Source organism: Acinetobacter albensis, from assembly GCF_900095025.1.
Taxonomy (GTDB): Bacteria; Pseudomonadota; Gammaproteobacteria; order Pseudomonadales; family Moraxellaceae; genus Acinetobacter; species Acinetobacter albensis.
Genome location: NZ_FMBK01000004.1, coordinates 193880 through 213967 on the forward strand (window position 1 = coordinate 193880; position 20088 = coordinate 213967).

The 20088-nt window shown below is 40.5% G+C and carries 16 protein-coding genes; all 16 read right to left on the reverse strand.

Going from position 1 to position 20088, the window contains the following annotated elements; all coding sequences use genetic code 11:
* Positions 1 to 9 precede the first annotated feature (9 nt).
* Positions 10 to 1935 carry a molecular chaperone HtpG gene (gene htpG / locus GA0116959_RS04660; RefSeq protein WP_092718831.1) on the reverse strand — a complete coding sequence of 642 codons (1926 nt, stop codon included), beginning with the start codon at positions 1933 to 1935 and terminating at the stop codon, positions 10 to 12.
* A 92-nt stretch (positions 1936 to 2027) separates the two neighbouring features.
* Positions 2028 to 2372 carry a lysozyme inhibitor LprI family protein gene (locus GA0116959_RS04665; RefSeq protein WP_053579380.1) on the reverse strand — a complete coding sequence of 115 codons (345 nt, stop codon included), beginning with the start codon at positions 2370 to 2372 and terminating at the stop codon, positions 2028 to 2030.
* 167 nt (positions 2373 to 2539) lie between these two features.
* Positions 2540 to 3142 (reverse strand): OmpW/AlkL family protein, encoded by a 603-nt coding sequence (locus GA0116959_RS04670; RefSeq protein WP_092718834.1) that lies wholly within the window; start codon positions 3140 to 3142, stop codon positions 2540 to 2542.
* Between the two features lie 280 nt (positions 3143 to 3422).
* Positions 3423 to 4835: a Na+/H+ antiporter family protein gene (locus tag GA0116959_RS04675; RefSeq protein WP_092718836.1), complete on the reverse strand. Its 1413-nt coding sequence runs from the start codon at positions 4833 to 4835 to the stop codon at positions 3423 to 3425.
* Positions 4836 to 4963: 128 nt separating this feature from the next.
* Positions 4964 to 5833: an alpha/beta fold hydrolase gene (locus GA0116959_RS04680; protein WP_092718838.1), complete on the reverse strand. Its 870-nt coding sequence runs from the start codon at positions 5831 to 5833 to the stop codon at positions 4964 to 4966.
* 514 nt (positions 5834 to 6347) lie between these two features.
* The gene (locus tag GA0116959_RS04685; protein WP_053579376.1) at positions 6348 to 6707 is read right to left on the reverse strand and encodes a DNA transfer protein p32; all 360 of its coding nucleotides are present in this window, start codon (positions 6705 to 6707) and stop codon (positions 6348 to 6350) included.
* 162 nt (positions 6708 to 6869) lie between these two features.
* Positions 6870 to 7412: a hypothetical protein gene (locus tag GA0116959_RS04690; RefSeq protein ID WP_092718841.1), complete on the reverse strand. Its 543-nt coding sequence runs from the start codon at positions 7410 to 7412 to the stop codon at positions 6870 to 6872.
* Between the two features lie 180 nt (positions 7413 to 7592).
* Positions 7593 to 11792 (reverse strand): DNA-directed RNA polymerase subunit beta', encoded by a 4200-nt coding sequence (rpoC, locus tag GA0116959_RS04695; protein ID WP_053579374.1) that lies wholly within the window; start codon positions 11790 to 11792, stop codon positions 7593 to 7595.
* 155 nt (positions 11793 to 11947) lie between these two features.
* Positions 11948 to 16036 (reverse strand): DNA-directed RNA polymerase subunit beta, encoded by a 4089-nt coding sequence (rpoB, locus tag GA0116959_RS04700; protein ID WP_092718845.1) that lies wholly within the window; start codon positions 16034 to 16036, stop codon positions 11948 to 11950.
* Between the two features lie 306 nt (positions 16037 to 16342).
* Positions 16343 to 16708 carry a 50S ribosomal protein L7/L12 gene (rplL, locus tag GA0116959_RS04710; protein ID WP_053579372.1) on the reverse strand — a complete coding sequence of 122 codons (366 nt, stop codon included), beginning with the start codon at positions 16706 to 16708 and terminating at the stop codon, positions 16343 to 16345.
* Positions 16709 to 16756: 48 nt separating this feature from the next.
* Positions 16757 to 17263 carry a 50S ribosomal protein L10 gene (gene rplJ / locus GA0116959_RS04715; RefSeq protein ID WP_053579371.1) on the reverse strand — a complete coding sequence of 169 codons (507 nt, stop codon included), beginning with the start codon at positions 17261 to 17263 and terminating at the stop codon, positions 16757 to 16759.
* 304 nt (positions 17264 to 17567) lie between these two features.
* Positions 17568 to 18263 (reverse strand): 50S ribosomal protein L1, encoded by a 696-nt coding sequence (gene rplA, locus GA0116959_RS04720; protein WP_053579370.1) that lies wholly within the window; start codon positions 18261 to 18263, stop codon positions 17568 to 17570.
* A gap of 3 nt (positions 18264 to 18266) precedes the next feature.
* A complete protein-coding gene (gene rplK / locus GA0116959_RS04725; RefSeq protein ID WP_053579369.1) occupies positions 18267 to 18695 on the reverse strand; it encodes a 50S ribosomal protein L11 in 429 nt (142 codons plus the stop codon).
* 115 nt (positions 18696 to 18810) lie between these two features.
* Positions 18811 to 19344: a transcription termination/antitermination protein NusG gene (nusG, locus tag GA0116959_RS04730; RefSeq protein ID WP_053579368.1), complete on the reverse strand. Its 534-nt coding sequence runs from the start codon at positions 19342 to 19344 to the stop codon at positions 18811 to 18813.
* A 7-nt stretch (positions 19345 to 19351) separates the two neighbouring features.
* Entirely contained in the window at positions 19352 to 19792 is a 441-nt protein-coding gene (secE, locus tag GA0116959_RS04735; protein ID WP_053579367.1) for a preprotein translocase subunit SecE, read from the reverse strand.
* A gap of 195 nt (positions 19793 to 19987) precedes the next feature.
* A partial coding sequence (locus GA0116959_RS04740; protein ID WP_075912487.1) for an EF-Tu C-terminal domain-related protein occupies positions 19988 to 20088 on the reverse strand: 101 nt, incomplete at its 5' end.

Here is a 20088-nt window from a genome sequence, read left to right on the forward strand (position 1 = left end):
TACGTAATATTATTTTAATAACAAACTATTAATACGTTTTACATATTCAGCTGGATTTTCAGGTAAACCACCTTCAGCAATGACAGCCTGATCAAAAATCACATGCGCCAAATCATCAAACTGATTTGAAGATTCTAGTTTTTTCACCAGTGGGTGTTCTGGATTGATTTCTAAAATTGGTTTGCTTTCTGGAATCGCCTGACCTGCCTGCTTAAGCATACGGATAAGCTGAGGAGAAAGTTCACCCTCACCTGTTACCAAACATGCAGGTGAATCGACTAAACGTGTTGTCACACGAACTTGTTTAGTTTTGGCTTTTAATGAATCGGTCATTTTATCGACCACAGGTTTAAACTGTTCAGCTGCAACGTCTAATGCTTTTTTCTCTTCAGCGTCTTGTAAATCTCCTAAATCTACAGCACCTTTAGATACATTTTGCATAGGCGTACCGTCAAATTCATTCACGAATTCCATCGACCATTCATCTACACGGTCAGCCATCAAGAGTACTTCAATGTCTTTTTTCTTGAATAACTCCAGTTGCGGTGAATTTTTTGCAGCATTTAGGCTATCCGCAGTCACATAATAAATGGCCTTCTGACCTTCTTTCATGCGTGCTTTATAATCTGCCAGAGAAGTTGAAACTTCATCATTGTTCGACGTTGAAAAACGTAACAGTTTTAAAATACGTTCACGATTACCAAAGTCTTCTCCCAAACCTTCTTTAATCACTGAACCAAACTCAGCATAGAACTGTTTGAAATTTTCTTGATCTTTTTCATCTTCCGATTTCGCTAAACCATCTAACATGGTCAAAATACGGCGGGTATTCCCTTCACGAATAGTTTTGACATCACGGCTTTCTTGTAGCAATTCACGACTGACGTTGAGTGGTAAATCTGCACTATCGACGACCCCTTGTACAAAACGTAAATAATTTGGAATCAGGTTATCTGCTTCATCCATAATAAACACGCGTTTTACATACAACTTAATGCCCGCTTTGGCTTCTCGGGTAAAAATATTGTGAGCCGCTTTACTTGGAATATATAACAATTGTGTATATTCAGTGCTACCTTCTACACGGTTATGTGCCCATGCTAATGGTGCTTCAAAGTCATGGCTTAAATTTTTATAGAACTCAATATATTGTTCTTCAGTAATCTCATTCTTATTGCGCGTCCAAAGTGCGCTCGCAGAATTAATGGCTTCCCAATCATCTGTTTTAACCATCGAGCCAGCATTTTCTTGAGCTTCTTCACCTTCAGCAACTTCGTCTTGTTGCCAAACTTCTTTTTGCATTTCAATGGGTAGACTGATGTGATCAGAATATTTATTTACAATCTGCTTCACTTTGTGTGCTTCTAAATACTCCAGCGCATCATCACGCAAATGTAAAATAATATCTGTACCGCGGCTTTCCTTGGTGACTTGTTCTACTTCAAACTCACCTGTACCTGTACTGATCCAGCGCACACCGTCCGATGCTGCTGTACCCGCATGACGAGATTCAACCGTAATTTTTTCAGCAACAATAAATCCTGAGTAGAAACCGACGCCAAACTGACCGATCAATTGTGCATCAGCTTTTTGATCACCCGATAATTTAGACATAAAGTCCTTGGTGCCCGATTTAGCAATGGTTCCCAAATTATCAATTGCTTCTTGTTCAGTTAAACCAATCCCATTGTCTGAAATGGTGAGGGTTTTTTGCTCTTTATCGAAATGAATACGAACATGCAATTCAGGGTCATTTTCATAATATTCAGGATGATTAATCCCTTCAAAACGCAACTTATCACACGCATCTGAGGCGTTAGAAATTAATTCGCGTAAGAAAATTTCAGGATTTGAATAGAGTGAATGCGTCACCAAATGTAAAAGTTGGGCTACTTCCGCTTGGAAACTATGTTTTTGTGGGTTTTGGTCGCTCATTAATCGCTCCTTAAATTCATTAAACATTTTTCTAGAATGCTTAATGAATGGAGTGACTTGAAAAAATTTCAATAGTTAAAGGAAAAATTTTATTAAAAAGGCCCTTGCCGATAGACCCGATCCATATAAGTTTCTAGTTTTTGTTGACGCATTTTATAGACTTCAATTAAACAACGACTCGAATCGACACATTGATCACGTAATTGTAGCCACCTCACTTGTTCATCCTGTATAACACCTCGGGTTCCCATGGGGACCAAACGCTTAATAATATTATAGGTCGTGACCATTTTTACATCAGCATCATTTACTGCTCGATGTTCACAAATGGCATGTTCTGTCTGAGTTCGCGCTTTCTCACAATTAAAACTGGCTGCATGGATCGAAGCACCCCACCCACTCAAACCTATTAAAAAAATTAATATCCCTGCTTTCATTTTTTTCCTTTTTTATTGGTCATTTTTCTAAACTTACTTTAACAACAACAGTGCTTTATAAAGAAGATACTTTGTGTAATTGATCCGATTTATTTTGCTGAATTCATGCATTATTAAATAATATAAGAATCCATCAAAAGATAGATTCTTATTATGGATTTTATCTTTTAGAACTTATAACTGTACCCTAGACTATAGATCACTGGATCAATGTCTAAATCAAAACTTGTGACGTTTTCTACTTCAACATCTGGACTTAATTGTGCGTAACGAACATCCATAAAGATGCCCCAATTTTTAGCATCGGCAGGTTGATAATTAAATCCGACTTGACCTGCAAAACCAAATTCTTCTTTCACTTTAACGGTAGTACCTGTCAAACCACCTTTTGTTTGCTCATCCCAAGCAATAAATGCAGTACCACCTAATCCAATATAAGGTGTAAAACTCGTTGAATTTTTAAAATGGTATTTTGCAGTGAGTGTTGGTGGTAGATGTTTAAGCTTTAACGCATCTACCCCATTAATTGTAACGTTATGGTTTACAGGAGCTGCCAATAAAAGTTCAGTTGAAAATGCACTGTTGGCAAAAAAGTATTCGATAGAGGGTGTAAAAGCCAATTCACTATCTGCCTTTATCACGCCCACACCATTTACAAAAGTATCATTACTGGGTGCAATCGCGGAAGCACCAACCTTGACTTGCCATCCTTCTGCCATCGCTGAAGAACAAAAACCCAATAAAGTAATAACTATAGTTTTTCTTAACATTATAAAAACTCTTAAAATGAATAATAAATATTAAACCTATCGGATTATTAATATGCAAGAGCGGTATTTATATATTCATTTATTTTATTTTCAAGATATTAATATTTATAAATATTTATTTATATCCCATTTAAATGGTTGGTTTTTAAATCAACCATTTAAATGGATTAAATTGACTGTATTCCGATTATATTACTTGGTTTTATTATGAAGAAATACTAAAAAATTTATTTTAAATAAAGCCATTAAATCATTTTAAATTGAGTAAATATTTTTCAATTTAAAGTACCATCGCAGCAATCCAACCAAAGATTAATAATGGAATATTAAAATGAATGAAGGTTGGTACAACCGTATCCCAAATATGATCATGTTGACCATCTACGCCTAAACCTGCTGTTGGCCCCAAGGTCGAATCTGAAGCTGGTGAACCTGCATCCCCAAGTGCTGCTGCTGTACCAATCAATGCTACGGTTGCCAAAGGTGAAAAACCGAATTGTACACAAAGTGGTACATAAATCACGGCCAGAACAGGCACACTGGAGAATGATGAACCAATGCCGATCGTCACAAATAAACCAATGAACAACATTAAGAAGGCAGCCAATGCTTTATTTTCCCCAATAATATGAACCACACCATTGACCAAACTGTTGATATCTCCTGTATGGGTCATGACAGAGGCAAAGCCTGCTGCTGATATCATGATAAAACCCACCAAAGCCATCATTCGCATGCCCTGAACAAAGACATCGTCTGCTTCTTGCCATTTAAAAATGCCTGCACCAGACAAGACAGCAAAACCAACCAACCCACCTAAAATCATAGAACCCGAATATAACTGTGAAATTAAGGTCAAGATAATCGCAAGCAAAGCCATAAAAATTGTTTTTTTCGCAATAATAGGTGCACGTTCAGCTTCTTGCTGAAGCTCTTTAGCATCGGCTTGTAATGTGACTTCGCCAGCACGAATCGGTTTATCTAAATCAATGGTGGTCACACGTGCCACGGCATGATCAATATAATGACGCGGTTTACGATAGCTTACGAATACAGCAAAAATGGTGCCTATCAACATACCAATCACAGGAATTGCCATTCCCATGGGCATCATCCAACGTTCCACATGTAAGTTGTAAGCAACGCCAATTTTATTGATATTGCCCATCAAAATTTGATCGAGGAAAATAGCACCAAAACCAACAGGTAGAAAAATATAAGTTCCGACTAAGCCCATGGTCAATACGCATGCAGCAGCACGACGGTCTAAATTCATGTGATTCATGACTTTTAATAAAGGCGGAACTAAAACAGGAATAAAGGCAATATGGACTGGAATTAAGTTTTGAGAACAAATCGCAGCGATCAATAAAATCGTCAGCAGCAAATATTTGACCTTTTTGGTTTTTTGATGGCTGGCTTCTGCACCCAATAAGCCAATCAATTTGTGCGCCAACAAATCAGGCAAACCTGATTTAGATAAAGCCAAAGCAAACGCACCCAATACTGCATAAGCCAAGGCCACTTCTGCCCCATCGCCTAGCCCCGCATTAAATGCTGCAACAGTCTCTGACAGACTTAGCCCCGCAACCAAACCACCTATAATTGCTGAAATGACCAAAGTCAAAACAACAGAAACTCGCGCCAGTGAGAGAATAAACATCACGGCAATCGCAATTATTACTGCATTCATGAAAATTTTAAGGAAGACGAAAAGCCGACATTTTAACAGATCCAATCTGTTGAAACTGTAAATTGATCGCTTTTATCCATCGCCTAATTTATTTTAAAATTCAATAAATTATAAAAAAAGATACATACTTATTCATACTGTAATGCAAAGTTACGGATATAAGTTGCTATCAATTCTGGCTGACTTAATATTGCCCAATGATTGGCATCTACTTCGACTCGATGAAAATCTTCAACCCATTTAGGCATTTCATCAATCAGTTCAGGGCTGACAAAATTATCTCTTTTTAAGACAATCGCCTGTACAGGACACACTGCAAAACGCTGGCGAGGCTGAGTTAGACGCGGAATAAAATTCGCGCGATACAATCCAATGCCGTGTTTTCCATCCGAGGCAATATTGGTATTTGAAGGTAGATTTTTTTTATGTTCTAACTGCTCAAGCACTTTGCTCCATTGATCAGGTTTAAAGAAGCGCCATACGGTCGGCGCAAGCCAAGGCAACTGAAAAGCTGCAATGTACCAAGATTTAGTGAGTTGTTTAAAAAATTTAGATTTATTTTGTTTAAATTGATTACGCATCCAGAATGCAGCATGGTCTAAACATGGACCAGAAATAGTACTGTAAGAAAGCAGCTGATCACGAAACTTTGCTTCAGTGACCGATTCCCAAGATTGAATAGATCCCCAGTCATGTGCCGCCAAATGAAAAACTTTATCCTTCAAAACAGCTTGGACCACACTTTCTAAATCCAATGATAATTGCTCTAAACGATAGTCTTTGATACAGCGTGGCAGCGAAGACTGACCTGCTCCGCGTACATCATAAGTCACAATATAAAAATCGTCGATCAGTTGCTGAATAATGGGTTCCCACACTTCTTGATTGTCTGGATAACCATGTACCAAAACCAAAGTAGGTTTTTCTGGATCGCCCCATAACTTAACATTTAAACGCTGTTGGTCTTGGGTCGCAACCCATTGAGTGATAGCTTGCATCATTTATTCCTATTTTTTATTGGCGATTTATTCTATCCATGGAACATGATCATCCATGTTTCAATCTCACTGTTCTGTTCAGTATGTTGAAAACAGATGGAAAAATAATTGACCTTTATCCGCCCTTTTTTGATGACTTCCGACAATGCCTATTTTTCCTATTAAGCTATTAATTTTACCCACTTCATGAAAGCCATCCTTAAAAATAGAAGGTTAAATTTTAAGATACGATCAGATGTACATATACTTAAAATAGGATCAGTACAGAAATCGATCTGTGTATGTTTTAGCTCGATTCTTATGATATATGCTTCTTAGACATCATTTGGGGTCAATATGTAGCCTTTTGGCTGGATGAATACGTATTAATTTTATTTGTTTAAACACCAACAAGATTTAGATCATTATTCTTAATTTAGAATTTACGCCACCGCTGTATAGCAAAAAGACAGACCTATCGAAATTAAAAAAAGCGTTTATAGATAAACGCTTTTTTTAATTTCATTAATGGTTTTTAACGATTTTTCTGCTCAATCGCAGCACCTGCACCGCCACCGATTGCACCACCAATCGCAGCACCTGAATTGCCACCGAAAATGCTTTTACCCACGGCAGAACCAATAGCACCACCTACACCACTATACGTCGCATTACGATTAGAACCATTTTGGGTTTTACTCCCAACAGCTGCACCTGCACCGCCGCCAATTGCAGCACCCACGCCACCACCAACATTATTACCTACACCACCACCAACAGCACCACCTAAAGCAGCAGCACCAATACGTTGCTCATTGGCAGACATACTTTCACAACCTGTAAACATCAAAGCAGAAACTGTCGCAATAGCAGCGATACTCATTAATTTTTTCATGGTCTTTCCCCTTTTTTCATTCTATTTAGCTTAGACTTATTTGATGCAATGATTAAGTTTTAAATGTTACTCACTACAGCGAATATGCAGTATTTTGTAACAAGCAGTTGATCGAGCATCATCAACATTGCTCACGAATTCAAAATAATCATTCTCAGCACTTTAATCATTGTCTTTAAGCAAAATCATATCTTGGGTAATTTTACCATTTTCTTGAATAACCGCGTGACTCATACTTTTATTCTGCTCAGCTTGTTTTAACTGCTTAAGTTGAAGTTCTTTTTGAGTAGGACTTTGACCTTTCTTAAACGCTATCCCTTTTGCATCAATTTGTTTCGCTTCTGCTATCACACTTCCTGCTTGCTTAAGGGTGGATTTCTCTTCGACTTTAGAGGTCGGGACAACCACTGCTCCTTTCTTTATTACAGGTGTAGACAACGGTTTATCTGAAAAGTGCTGCTCATGATCTTTTGAAATCATTTCACGTGCAACAATATCTTGACCTTGATTGCTTACTTCAAAAATCGTAGCTTCTGTGGTGCGTATTGGCTTTTCACCTTGCATCGTTTGAATTGTTTGAGTTTTCACAATAGGCACAACTGCTTTATCTTGCACGACAATAGTCGATGGCATAGGGGCAGCAAAAGCAGCATTCACAGCTGTCGCCAAAATAGCCATACTGAATAATTTTTGTAGAATTTTCATGTTTTAATTATCCTCTTAAAATGTATAAACACATTTGATTTCAATAACTCAGCAATTTAAATTACCTTTAATTATTATAAGAAAAATATGATTTTGATTGAAGACTTATACCTTCTGAGCAACAAAAGACATAAAAAAAGACGCTCGAAAGCGTCTTTTTTTTACGATTTAACTGACGAATTACAGACCGTTAAACTCATCGCTAAATGCTTGACTTAATGCTTGGTCAACATCACTAAAGTCATTTACAAGTTCGTGTTCAGCAGCTTCTGCTTCTTGACGACGACGCTCTAAGTGATATGCAAGACCTGTACCCGCTGGAATCAAACGACCCACGACTACATTCTCTTTCAAGCCACGTAACTCATCTTCTTTACCTGTTACAGCAGCTTCAGTCAACACACGCGTGGTTTCCTGGAACGATGCAGCAGAGATGAACGAGTCAGTCGAAAGCGATGCTTTGGTAATCCCCATCAATTGACGTTCATACTTCGCAGGGAACTTATTCTGAGCCAATACTGCTTGGTTTTCGGCAACCATGCGGATGTAATCCACTTGTTCGCCTTTAATAAAGCTGGTATCACCACCATCAGTAATTTCAACTTTACGCAACATTTGACGCACAATCACTTCGATGTGTTTATCGTTGATTTTTACACCTTGTAGACGATAAACGTCCTGAACTTCGTTCACGATGTAATTGGTCAACGCCACTTCACCTTTCAGACGTAAAATGTCATGCGGGTTTTGTGGACCATCAGAAACAGTTTCACCACGGTTCACATGTTCGCCTTCATACACGTTCATGGTACGCCATTTCGGAATCAACTCTTCATAAATTTCAGAGCCATCGTCTGGTGTAATCACTAAACGATTTTTACCTTTGGTCTCTTTACCAAAGCTCACAACACCTGAAATTTCAGCAAGAATTGCATGCTCTTTCGGTTTACGTGCTTCGAACAAGTCAGCTACACGCGGCAGACCACCGGTAATATCACGAGTACGTGAAGTTTCCTGAGGTACACGACCAATAACGTCACCAACACCAATGGTTTCGCCATCACGGACAGAAAGAATCGTATTTTGTGGTAAGAAGTAGAACTGCTCACCGCCTTCAACTGTATCGAGTACAACTGCAGGACGCAAATCTTTACCTGACGCAGGACGAGAAGTCACTGGTAAGATTTCAATCGTGCTCATTCCTGTTGCATCATCAGTTTTTGAGGTTACAGTTACGCCATCAGCGATTTGGCTGAAACGTACTTTACCTGCAACTTCAGTTACCAGTGGATGCGTATGCGGATCCCAAGTAGCAACGATGCCGCCTGCAGCTACAGCTTCACCATCTTTTAAGATAATAGAAGCACCATATGGGATTTTGTAACGTTCACGTTCACGACCTAGGTCATCGGCAATACCAATTTCACCTGAACGAGACGTAGACACCAAGTGACCCTTGATATGTTCTACAGTTTTCACATTGTGGAAACGTACTGTACCTTTGTTACGTACTTGGATACTGTTGGCAGCAGATGTTCGGCTTGCAGCACCACCCACGTGGAATGTACGCATGGTTAACTGGGTACCCGGTTCACCAATAGATTGTGCAGCCATTACACCAACCGACTCACCAGGGTTCACCTGATGACCACGTGCAAGATCACGACCATAACATTTCGCACATACACCGAAGGTCGATTCACAAGATACGACTGAACGTACTTTAACTTCATCCACGCCTGCTTCTTCAATAAAGGCAGCAAGTTTTTCATCAATTAAAGTATTACGTGGCAGAAGAACTTCTTCTGAACCAACGCGCGTCACATCTTCTGCAACAACACGACCTAATACTCGTGCACCTAAGTTTTCGATGACATCGCCACCTTGAATGAACGGTGTCATTACAAGACCACTTAAAGTACCGCAATCAGGTTCAGTAATCACCAAATCTTGTGCGACATCGACTAAACGACGTGTCAAGTAACCTGAGTTTGCAGTTTTAAGTGCGGTATCGGCCAAACCTTTACGTGCACCATGTGTTGAAATGAAGTACTGAAGTACTGTCAAACCTTCACGGAAGTTCGCTTTAATTGGGGTTTCAATGATCGAACCATCTGGTTTCGCCATTAGACCACGCATACCTGCAAGCTGACGAATCTGCGCTGCCGAACCACGGGCACCAGAGTCAGACATCATGTAGATACTATTAAATGATTTCTGCTTCTCATCTTCACCCTGTTTGTTTTTAACAGTCGTGAAAGACAAGTTATCCATCATCGCTTTTGCAACTTGGTCATTGGTACGTGCCCAAATATCGACCACTTTGTTATAACGCTCGCCAGCAGTAACAAAGCCTTGTTCAAACTGTTGTTCAATTTCACGAACTTCAGTTTCAGCTTTATCAATAATCGCTTGCTTATTCGGTGGAATAAGCATGTCTTCCATACCGACAGATACGCCTGAACGCGTCGCTTGACGGAAGCCCAAGTACATCAATTGATCCGCAAAGATTACAGTATCTTTTAGACCCAATTTACGGTAGCAAGAGTTAATCAACTTCGAAATGTTCTTTTTATTCATCTCAAGATTAATTTGCTGGAAGTCCATCCCTTTAGGCACAACTTCCCAAAGTAAACAACGACCTGGCGTAGTATCAACAATAATCGTTTGATCTTCACGATTACCATCTTCATCAATCACAGTCTGATGTACACGTGCTTTAACGCGAGCATGTAAATCCACTTGACCGGTAGCAAGTGCACGGTTTACTTCATCAGTATCTGCAAATACCATGCCTTCACCTTTGGCATTGATTGCATCACGTGTGATGTAATACAAGCCCAAGACCACGTCTTGAGAAGGTACGATGATTGGCTCACCGTTGGCTGGAGACAAGATATTGTTGGTCGACATCATTAACGCACGCGCTTCTAATTGCGCTTCTAACGTTAATGGTACGTGTACCGCCATTTGGTCACCATCGAAGTCGGCGTTGAACGCAGCACATACGAGTGGGTGAAGACGGATCGCTTTACCTTCAATCAAGGTCGGTTCAAATGCTTGAAGACCCAAACGGTGAAGAGTTGGCGCACGGTTCAACATCACTGGATGTTGACGAATCACGTGAGCTAAAACGTCCCAAACTTCTGGAGTCTCACGCTCAACCATTTTCTTCGCAGCTTTAATGGTGGTGGCTTGACCCGAAGCTTGTAGTTTCGCAAAAATAAATGGTTTGAATAACTCAAGTGCCATTTTCTTTGGAAGACCACATTGGTGCAAACGTAAAGTCGGACCTACGGTAATCACTGAACGACCTGAATAGTCGACACGTTTACCCAATAAGTTTTGACGGAAACGACCTTGCTTACCTTTGATCATATCAGCCAAAGATTTAAGCGGACGTTTGTTCGAACCCGTAATTGCACGACCACGACGACCGTTATCTAACAATGCATCCACAGACTCTTGCAGCATACGTTTTTCGTTACGTACGATAATGTCTGGCGCTGAAAGATCAAGAAGACGTTTTAAACGGTTATTACGGTTAATCACACGACGATAAAGATCGTTCAAATCAGAAGTCGCGAAACGACCACCTTCAAGCGGAACCAACGGACGAAGATCAGGTGGTAGTACTGGAAGTACAGTCAACACCATCCATTCTGGTTTGTTGTTCGACTCTTTGAATGCTTCCATCAATTTCAAACGCTTAGACGCTTTCTTAAGCTTCGTTTCAGACGTTGTTTGTGGAATTTCTTCACGAAGACGCGAAATTTCGTTTTCAAGATCGATGTCTTTCAACAAGTCTTGAATCGCTTCTGCACCCATTTTCGCGCTGAATTCATCACCATGTTCTTCTAACGCAGTGAAGTATTCTTCATCATTTAGAAGTTGGTATTTCTCCATTGGAGTCATACCCGGATCAGTTACAACGTATGATTCGAAATACAATACGCGTTCGATATCACGTAACGTCATGTCTAAAAGAAGACCGATACGGGATGGTAATGATTTCAAGAACCAAATGTGTGCCACTGGAGATGCAAGATCAATATGACCCATGCGCTCACGACGAACTTTTGCAGTGGTGACTTCAACGCCACATTTTTCACAAATGACGCCTTTGTATTTCATACGCTTGTATTTACCACACAAGCATTCGTAATCTTTGACTGGTCCAAAAATTTTGGCACAGAATAAACCGTCACGTTCTGGTTTAAAAGTACGGTAGTTAATGGTTTCTGGCTTTTTAACTTCACCATGAGACCATGATTTGATCATTTCTGGTGACGCAAGACCAATACGGATACGATCAAATTCAACTGGTGCATGACCATCTGAATCCGTCTTTTTGCGCATGATATCGAGCAAATCTTTCAATTTTTTTCTCCGTGTGCCAAGAAGAATCTCACTTCCCGACTGGGTCACAAATATTGTTTTTTAACTGAATTTTAATTCCTCTTTTTCTCCCTTTTTCTAAGGGAGAAAAGTCCCTCTTTTACAAAGAGGGATTTAGAGAGACTTAATGGAAATGATTAATCACCATTTTTCAGTTCAATGTTGATACCTAAAGAACGGATCTCTTTAGTCAATACGTTGAATGATTCAGGCATGCCTGGATCCATATAATGGTTACCATCTACAATGTTCTTATAGATGCGAGTACGGCCTTCAACATCATCCGACTTCACCGTCAGCATTTCTTGCAAAGTATATGCTGCGCCATAAGCTTCAAGTGCCCAGACTTCCATCTCACCGAAACGCTGACCACCGAATTGTGCTTTACCACCAAGCGGCTGCTGTGTCACAAGCGAGTACGAACCAGTCGAACGTGCATGCATCTTGTCATCAACCAAGTGGTTTAGTTTCAACATGTACATGTAACCTACAGTTACTGGACGGTCAAAACGTTCACCTGTACGACCATCATACAATACTGTTTGACCAGTACGTGAAATACCACCAAGCTCGAGTAAGTCTTTAATTTGCGATTCTTCGGCACCATCAAATACAGGCGTTGCCAAAGGTACACCTACACGAAGGTTTTTAGACAGTGCCAAGATTTCTTGATCAGTTAAACTATCAAGATCTTCTTGCTCGCCACCGACTTTGTTGTAAATCTTATCTAGGAATTCACGAAGCTCTAGAACCGTACGCTGTTCTTGCATCATCTTGTCGATTTTGTCGCCAAGACCTTTTGCAGCCATACCCAAGTGAGTTTCTAGAATCTGCCCCACGTTCATACGCGAAGGTACACCCAGTGGGTTCAACACGATATCAACAGGTACACCGTTTGCATCATGCGGCATGTCTTCTACTGGTAAGATGTTAGAAACGACACCCTTATTACCATGACGACCCGCCATTTTGTCACCCGGTTGAATGCGACGTTTAACAGCCAAGTAAACTTTAACCACTTTTAAAACACCAGTGGTTAATTCATCACCCGTAGAAAGTTTGCGTTTTTTCTCAGCAAACTTTTCATCAATCTCAATGCTCTTTTCTTTCAAGAACACTTGAATTTGAGTTAAACGTTCAGCAATCGCTTCATCCACAGGTTGAATTTCAAGTAAATCAACAAGTTCTAAGCCAGATAACACGTCTTCAGCCAGTTTATCACCACGTTTAGTGGTACCACCGCCATTCGACTGTTGTCCTTTTAACAAACGAACAATACGTTCACGTGCTGCTTCTTCAAAGATTTTGTATTCTTCTTTCAAATCTTTACGGTAAGCATCAAGTTGTGCTTTTTCAATTGCTTGTGCACGTTCGTCTTTATCGATACCGTCACGTGTAAACACTTGAACGTCAATCACTGTACCTTTGGTACCTGATGGAACACGTAAAGATGAGTCTTTCACGTCAGCCGCTTTTTCACCAAAGATTGCACGAAGCAATTTTTCTTCTGGTGTCAATTGCGTTTCACCTTTCGGTGTTACTTTACCAACAAGAATGTCACCAGCAGTCACTTCAGCACCGATATAAACAATACCTGATTCATCAAGTTTAGACAGTGCTGCTTCGCCCACGTTCGGGATATCCGCAGTAATTTCTTCCGCACCCAATTTAGTATCACGTGCAACACATGATAATTCTTGGATATGAATCGACGTTAAACGGTCTTCTTGAAGAACACGTTCAGAAAGTAAGATTGAGTCTTCGTAGTTATAACCATTCCACGTCATAAATGCGACGCGCATGTTCTGACCTAGTGCAAGCTCACCGCCATCTGTTGATGGACCATCGGCCAACACATCACCGCGACCCACTTTATCACCCATGTTCACAAGAACTTTTTGGTTGATACAGGTATTTTGGTTTGAACGGGTATATTTGATCAGGTTATAAATATCTACACCTGCCTCACCCGCGATCATTTCGTCTTCATTAACACGAATAACCACACGAGATGCATCAACATACTCAATACGACCACCACGATCAGCAATTACACACACACCCGAATCATGCGCTACGTTTGCTTCCATCCCTGTACCAACAAGCGGCTTGTCAGCAATCAAGGTCGGCACAGCCTGACGTTGCATGTTTGAACCCATCAATGCACGGTTGGCATCATCGTGTTCAAGGAATGGAATCAGTGATGCTGCAACTGAAACGACCTGCTGAGCAGATACGTCCATATGCGTCACTTTTTCGGGTGGCATACGTACGAAATCACCTTGATGACGTACAGATACAACTTCTTCTGTTAAGTTACCATCTTTATCCATTGCAGAATCGGCCTGTGCAATGACAGTGCCTACTTCTTCAATCGCAGATAAGTATTCGATATCCATGGTCACTTGACCATCAATAACTTTACGATAAGGTGTTTCTAAGAAACCAAAATTATTACATTTTGCATAAACAGAAAGTGAGTTGATCAAACCAATGTTTGGTCCCTCAGGCGTTTCAATTGGACAAACACGACCGTAATGCGTTTGATGTACGTCACGTACTTCAAAACCTGCACGTTCACGTGTTAAACCACCAGGCCCAAGCGCTGATACACGACGTTTATGTGTGATTTCAGACAATGGATTATTTTGGTCCATGAACTGAGACAATTGGCTTGAACCAAAGAATTCTTTGATTGCCGCAGCAACAGGCTTCGCATTGATTAAATCTTGCGGAGACAAGTTATCTGTTTCAGCTTGGCTTAAACGCTCTTTCACTGCGCGTTCAACACGAACCAAACCAACACGGAATTGATTCTCTGTCATTTCACCAACAGAACGAACACGACGATTACCCAAGTGATCGATATCGTCGACTTCGCCTTTACCGTTACGGATTTCAACCAGTGTTTTAAGCACATCAGTAATGTCTGAATTTGAAAGAATCCCTTCAACTTCACGCGACTTCTGATCTGTACCCACTTCGTAAGGACGACCCAAACGACGGTTAAACTTCATACGACCGACTGGAGACAAGTCATAACGTTCAGAAGAGAAGAACAAGTTATTAAACAAGTTTTCTGCAGCTTCTTTGGTTGGTGGCTCGCCTGGGCGCATGACTTTATAGATTTCTACCAGTGCTTCTTCACGACCTGAAGTGGTATCCGCACGTAAAGAATCCGCAACGAAAGAACCACGATCGATGTCATTAGTGAATAGGATGTTAAATTGTTTAACACCACCCTCAGCCAACTTCACCATCACTTCATGACTAAGAACGGTATTTGCAGCAATCACATCACCATCATGTAACTTGATGTCTTGTGCAGTAATACGTTCATACAAGTACTCATCAGGAACAGCAAGCTTGGTTAAGCCAGATGCTTCCATTTGACGAACATGACGTGCATTAATACGTTTACCTTGTTCAACAATCACTTTGCCATCAGCATCAAGAATGTCAAATTGAGCCATTTCACCACGCAGGCGTTCAGGCACAAGGTCAATTTGATAACTACCCATGTCTAAGTAAACAGGTACTTTTTCATAGAACATGTCAAGGACTTGTTCATTGCTATAACCTAATGCACGAAGTACCACAGTCGCGAGTAATTTACGACGACGGTCAATACGAACAAAGACTAAATCTTTCGCATCAAATTCAAAATCTAACCATGAACCACGGTAAGGAATAATACGTGCAGAATAAAGAACTTTACCGCTTGAATGCGTTTTACCTTTATCGTGGTCAAAGAACACACCTGGTGAACGATGTAATTGAGAAACAATTACACGCTCAGTACCATTGATCACAAAGGTACCATTTTGGGTCATGAGTGGCATTTCACCCATGTACACTTCTTGCTCACGCACGTCTTTGATTGATTTTGTTTCGCGATCTTTAATGATCAAACGAATTTTTACGCGCATTGGTGCTGCATAAGTCGAACCACGTAAAATACATTCACGCACATCAAACTCAGGCTTACCAAGGCTATACTCAACAAATTCTAAAGCAGCATTGCCAGAATAACTTTCAATAGGAAAAACTGAACGAAATGCGGCTTGGAGACCGATATCTTCGCGGTTTTTTGGAGTTTTGCCGTCTTGTAAAAATGTTCTATACGAGTCAACTTGAATCGACAACAAGTACGGAGCATGCATGACGCTAGGCAATTTACCAAAATTCTTACGGATCCGTTTCTTTTCGGTATATGAGTATGCCATCTGGAGTCCTCGGAAAGTAAACTAAGCCCGCCTGCAGAACGGGACCTAGAAGGAATTACACAGGCCGATATGGCCACCACTGTTTACAAATGCTGCAATTTTTAGTGGTATGAAAACGCTTAGCAATATTTTCAAATATGAAAAAATATTGGTAAGCGTTTGATGTTTTTGATTTATTATAGTAATTGACGCTTTTTACATCAATCAAACAAAAATCGAGCCGATAATTGTAACGCAAAAAGGCTGATGACCCAAGAGCCATCAGCCAAATTTCGGGATCAATTTTCAAATCGATCCCTGGCTAAATTACTTAACAGTAACTGTAGCACCAGTAGTTTCAAGTTTTTTCTTAAGTTCTTCAGCTTCTTCTTTAGAAATGCCTTCTTTAAGAACTTGTGGAGCACCTTCAACTAGGTCTTTTGCTTCTTTAAGACCAAGACCAGTTACTTCACGAACTGCTTTAATTACAGCTACTTTGTTTGCGCCAAAAGAAGTCAATTCAACATTGAATTCAGTTTGCTCTTCAGCAGCAGCAGCAGCAGGACCAGCAGCTACAGCTACAGCAGCAGCAGATACGTTGAATTTCTCTTCAAAAGCAGAAATAAGTTCAACAAGTTCAAGAACAGTTTTTTCTGAAACTGCGTTTAGGATTTCTTCGTTTGTTAAAGCCATGAGAATAACTCCAAATGGGTATTGAATGGTGTGAAAGGGTGTTTAAGCTTAAGCAGCTTCTGACTCGTTTTTCTCTTGAAGCGCTGTAAGTAAGCGACCCAATTTCGAAATAGGAGCTTGAAGAACAGAGGCAAGCAAAGTAAGTGCTTTCTCTTGGTTCGGAAGATTTGCGATAACACTAACTTCTTCACCTTGATAAAGTTTGCCGTCAAATGCAGCAGCCTTTAATTCAAATGCTTTGTTAGTTTTAGCAAATTCTTCGAACAAGCGAGCAGCTGCGCCCATGTCGTCTTCAGAAGTTGAGAATGCTAAGATTGTTGGACCAACGAGGTTGTCATTCAAGATATTAAATTGCGTATCTTGAAGAGCGCGTTTAGCCAAAGTATTACGTACAACACGTGTAGCAACACCTAGCTTACGAGCTTCAACACGAAGAGCAGTTAATTGCCCAACAGTTAAACCTTGATAGTCAGCAACAACGGCAGCGAACGCTGTAGAAGCAATTTCAGCCACTTCAGCAACGATCTGTTTTTTGCTTTCGATAAGAAGAGCCATTGTAAAACCTCCTAACGGTGATTTATGCACTCAAACAAGTGCACTCCCAATTCGCAAATCAAAAAATGACTTGCACGCGGAGGAGGAATAAATCACACCACCGCGTCTACTCGGACTGATTTTTTAAGAAGTGAGTTTCGAAAAACTCCCCTCGCCCGAGGTCTTTGACGCTGATAAATTTACATCTATCAATTCAAAGTTTGCCTAAGCTTACAAGCAAACCAAAGCTGGCTTCCTTGTATAAGTTTTAAAGTATGACTTTAAAACTTACTCAGGGCTTTAAAATTCTGTTCTAAGTAATAACTTAGTTAGAAACGCTAGATACATCAATAGTAAGACCAGGACCCATAGTTGAGCTCAAAGTGATCTTTTTGATGTAAATACCTTTTGAAGTTGCTGGCTTCAATCTTTTTAAATCAGCAACTAATGTTTCAAGGTTTTGACGAATAGCAGCAGCTTCAAAGCCAACTTGACCAATCGCAGCGTGGATAATACCGCCTTTGTCTACACGGTAACGTGCTTGACCAGCTTTTGCATTTTTAACTGCAGTTGCTACGTCAGGAGTAACCGTACCCACTTTAGGGTTTGGCATTAAGCCACGTGGACCAAGAATCGTACCCAACTTACCTACAACGCGCATTGCATCTGGAGCAGCAATTACAACATCAAAGTCAAGATTACCCGCTTGAATGCTTTCAGCAAGATCATCAAAACCAACAATGTCCGCGCCTTCAGCTTTAGCAGCTTCAGCAGCAGCGCCTTGAGCAAACACAGCTACACGTACAGTTTTACCAGTACCAGCAGGAAGCGTAGTCGCGCCACGAACAACTTGATCAGATTTACGCGGATCAACACCTAGATTTACTGAAACATCCAAAGATTCTTTGAATTTAACAGCAGGAAGGCTAGATAAAACTTGTACCGCTTCTTCCAAAGTATAAACTTTGTTTGCTTCAATAGCAGAAGCGATGGCTTTTTGACGTTTCGTTAATTTAGCCATGTCTTATAACTCCACTTCCAAGCCCATAGAACGCGCAGAACCAGCAATGGTACGTACACGTGCGTCTAAATCAGCACCAGTTAAATCTGGTTCTTTAGTAGTCGCAATTTCTTCTAACTGAGCACGAGTCAACTTACCAACTTTAGTTTTGTTTGGTACAGCTGAACCCTTCGTAATACCAGCAGCTTTCTTAAGAAGAATAGCAGCAGGTGGAGTTTTCATGATAAATGTGAACGATTTATCGTTATACACAGTAATCACAACTGGAATTGGAAGACCTACTTCAACTTTTTGTGTAGCAGCATTGAATTCTTTACAGAATGCCATGATGTTTACACCACGTTGACCTAATGCAGGACCAATCGGTGGAGATGGATTTGCTTTACCAGCTGGAACTTGCAGCTTGATATAGCCGTCAATCTTCTTAGCCATTTCAATTACCTCTGGGTACAAACGCCGTTAGGCTCCCCAATGCTATATTTGTAACGATACCATTACAACAACAATGCCCGATTTATAAAATCGGGCGTTTTACAACCAACTCAAATTAGTTCGCTTTTTCGACTTGGCGAAATTCGAGTTCAACCTGCGTTGGTCGGTTAAATACATTAATCGTCAACGTTAAACGTGACTTTTCGTACTGAACTTCCTCTACCACACCTTTAAAGTCGGTAAACGGACCATCAGTCACCAATAATTCTTCACCTGGTTCAAACATCGTCTTAGGACGAGGCGCTTCACCAGTGTTACGTACACGCGCAAGAATCGCATCTGCTTCTTTTTGCGTAATTGGTGCGGGCTTTTCAGCCGTACCACCAATAAACCCAAGCACTTTTGGACATTCTTTTACAATATGCCAAGTATCATCATTCATTTCCATTTCGACCAATACATAGCCTGGAAAGAATTTACGCTCTGATTTACGCTTTTTACCATCCTTCATTTCTACCACTTCTTCGGTAGGAACCAGGACTTCACCAAAGCTATCGGCTACAGCGCTACGCTGGATTCGATCATTAAGTGAACGCATCACTTGCTTTTCATAACCTGAATAGGCATGAAGGATGTACCAACGTTTCATAGCTCTCTTACCCGATAATAAACTTCATTAACCAGCCTAAAATGTAATCGAAACACCATAAAACAATGGACGCGATTACTACCACAGCAAGAACATGCCAAGATGTGGTCACGGTTTCCTGCTTGGTTGGCCAAGTCACACGACGTAACTCTATTCGTGCATCTTTCAATAAACGAACAAAGCCTTTGCCTTGATGGGTGGCGTATAATAAACCCAAAGCCACGATGATACAAGCCAAAATTACACCGATACGCACACCGACATTATTTGCAGGTGCCCAATATGCTGGCAAATACTGACCCACCATAGCTGCACCAACCAATAAAATCAATGCGATAACCCATAGAACTATATCTATAGGAGAACCAGCATGAACAACTTCGGCAGAATTATTTCTTTGTGGAATTGGCGCTTCGCTTAATGCGTCACGCGATTTATCATTCGACATTTTTGTACTCGTCGTAGGCTTCGCGACTTATTATATGACAATTTAACCAGCATCAAGTTTTTTTTTAAAAATTTGGCAGGCCAGAAGAGATTTAACCCGAACATTCGGCTTTGAAAACCAATGTCGTACCAGTGAACAACTGACCTAAGCAGGGTTGGATACCAAAGTATCCAACCCTGCTTTTAACTTATTTTATTATGCAGTTACTTTCGCAACAACACCAGCACCCACTGTACGACCACCTTCACGGATCGCAAAACGTAGACCTGGGTCCATTGCGATTGGGTGGATTAATT

What these genes read in the sequence shown, in the direction of transcription:
- GA0116959_RS04690 (WP_092718841.1), bottom strand. Translation starts at nt 7,412, where the DNA reads ATGAAAATTCTACAAAAATTATTCAGTATGGCTATTTTGGCGACAGCT.
- rplA (WP_053579370.1), bottom strand. Translation starts at nt 18,263, where the DNA reads ATGGCTAAATTAACGAAACGTCAAAAAGCCATCGCTTCTGCTATTGAA.
- GA0116959_RS04665 (WP_053579380.1), bottom strand. Translation starts at nt 2,372, where the DNA reads ATGAAAGCAGGGATATTAATTTTTTTAATAGGTTTGAGTGGGTGGGGT.
- rplK (WP_053579369.1), bottom strand. Translation starts at nt 18,695, where the DNA reads ATGGCTAAGAAGATTGACGGCTATATCAAGCTGCAAGTTCCAGCTGGT.
- rplJ (WP_053579371.1), bottom strand. Translation starts at nt 17,263, where the DNA reads ATGGCTCTTCTTATCGAAAGCAAAAAACAGATCGTTGCTGAAGTGGCT.
- GA0116959_RS04675 (WP_092718836.1), bottom strand. Translation starts at nt 4,835, where the DNA reads ATGAATGCAGTAATAATTGCGATTGCCGTGATGTTTATTCTCTCACTG.
- GA0116959_RS04685 (WP_053579376.1), bottom strand. Translation starts at nt 6,707, where the DNA reads ATGAAAAAATTAATGAGTATCGCTGCTATTGCGACAGTTTCTGCTTTG.
- rplL (WP_053579372.1), bottom strand. Translation starts at nt 16,708, where the DNA reads ATGGCTTTAACAAACGAAGAAATCCTAAACGCAGTTTCAGAAAAAACT.
- nusG (WP_053579368.1), bottom strand. Translation starts at nt 19,344, where the DNA reads ATGAAACGTTGGTACATCCTTCATGCCTATTCAGGTTATGAAAAGCAA.
- secE (WP_053579367.1), bottom strand. Translation starts at nt 19,792, where the DNA reads ATGTCGAATGATAAATCGCGTGACGCATTAAGCGAAGCGCCAATTCCA.
- GA0116959_RS04680 (WP_092718838.1), bottom strand. Translation starts at nt 5,833, where the DNA reads ATGCAAGCTATCACTCAATGGGTTGCGACCCAAGACCAACAGCGTTTA.
- rpoB (WP_092718845.1), bottom strand. Translation starts at nt 16,036, where the DNA reads ATGGCATACTCATATACCGAAAAGAAACGGATCCGTAAGAATTTTGGT.
- htpG (WP_092718831.1), bottom strand. Translation starts at nt 1,935, where the DNA reads ATGAGCGACCAAAACCCACAAAAACATAGTTTCCAAGCGGAAGTAGCC.
- GA0116959_RS04670 (WP_092718834.1), bottom strand. Translation starts at nt 3,142, where the DNA reads ATGTTAAGAAAAACTATAGTTATTACTTTATTGGGTTTTTGTTCTTCA.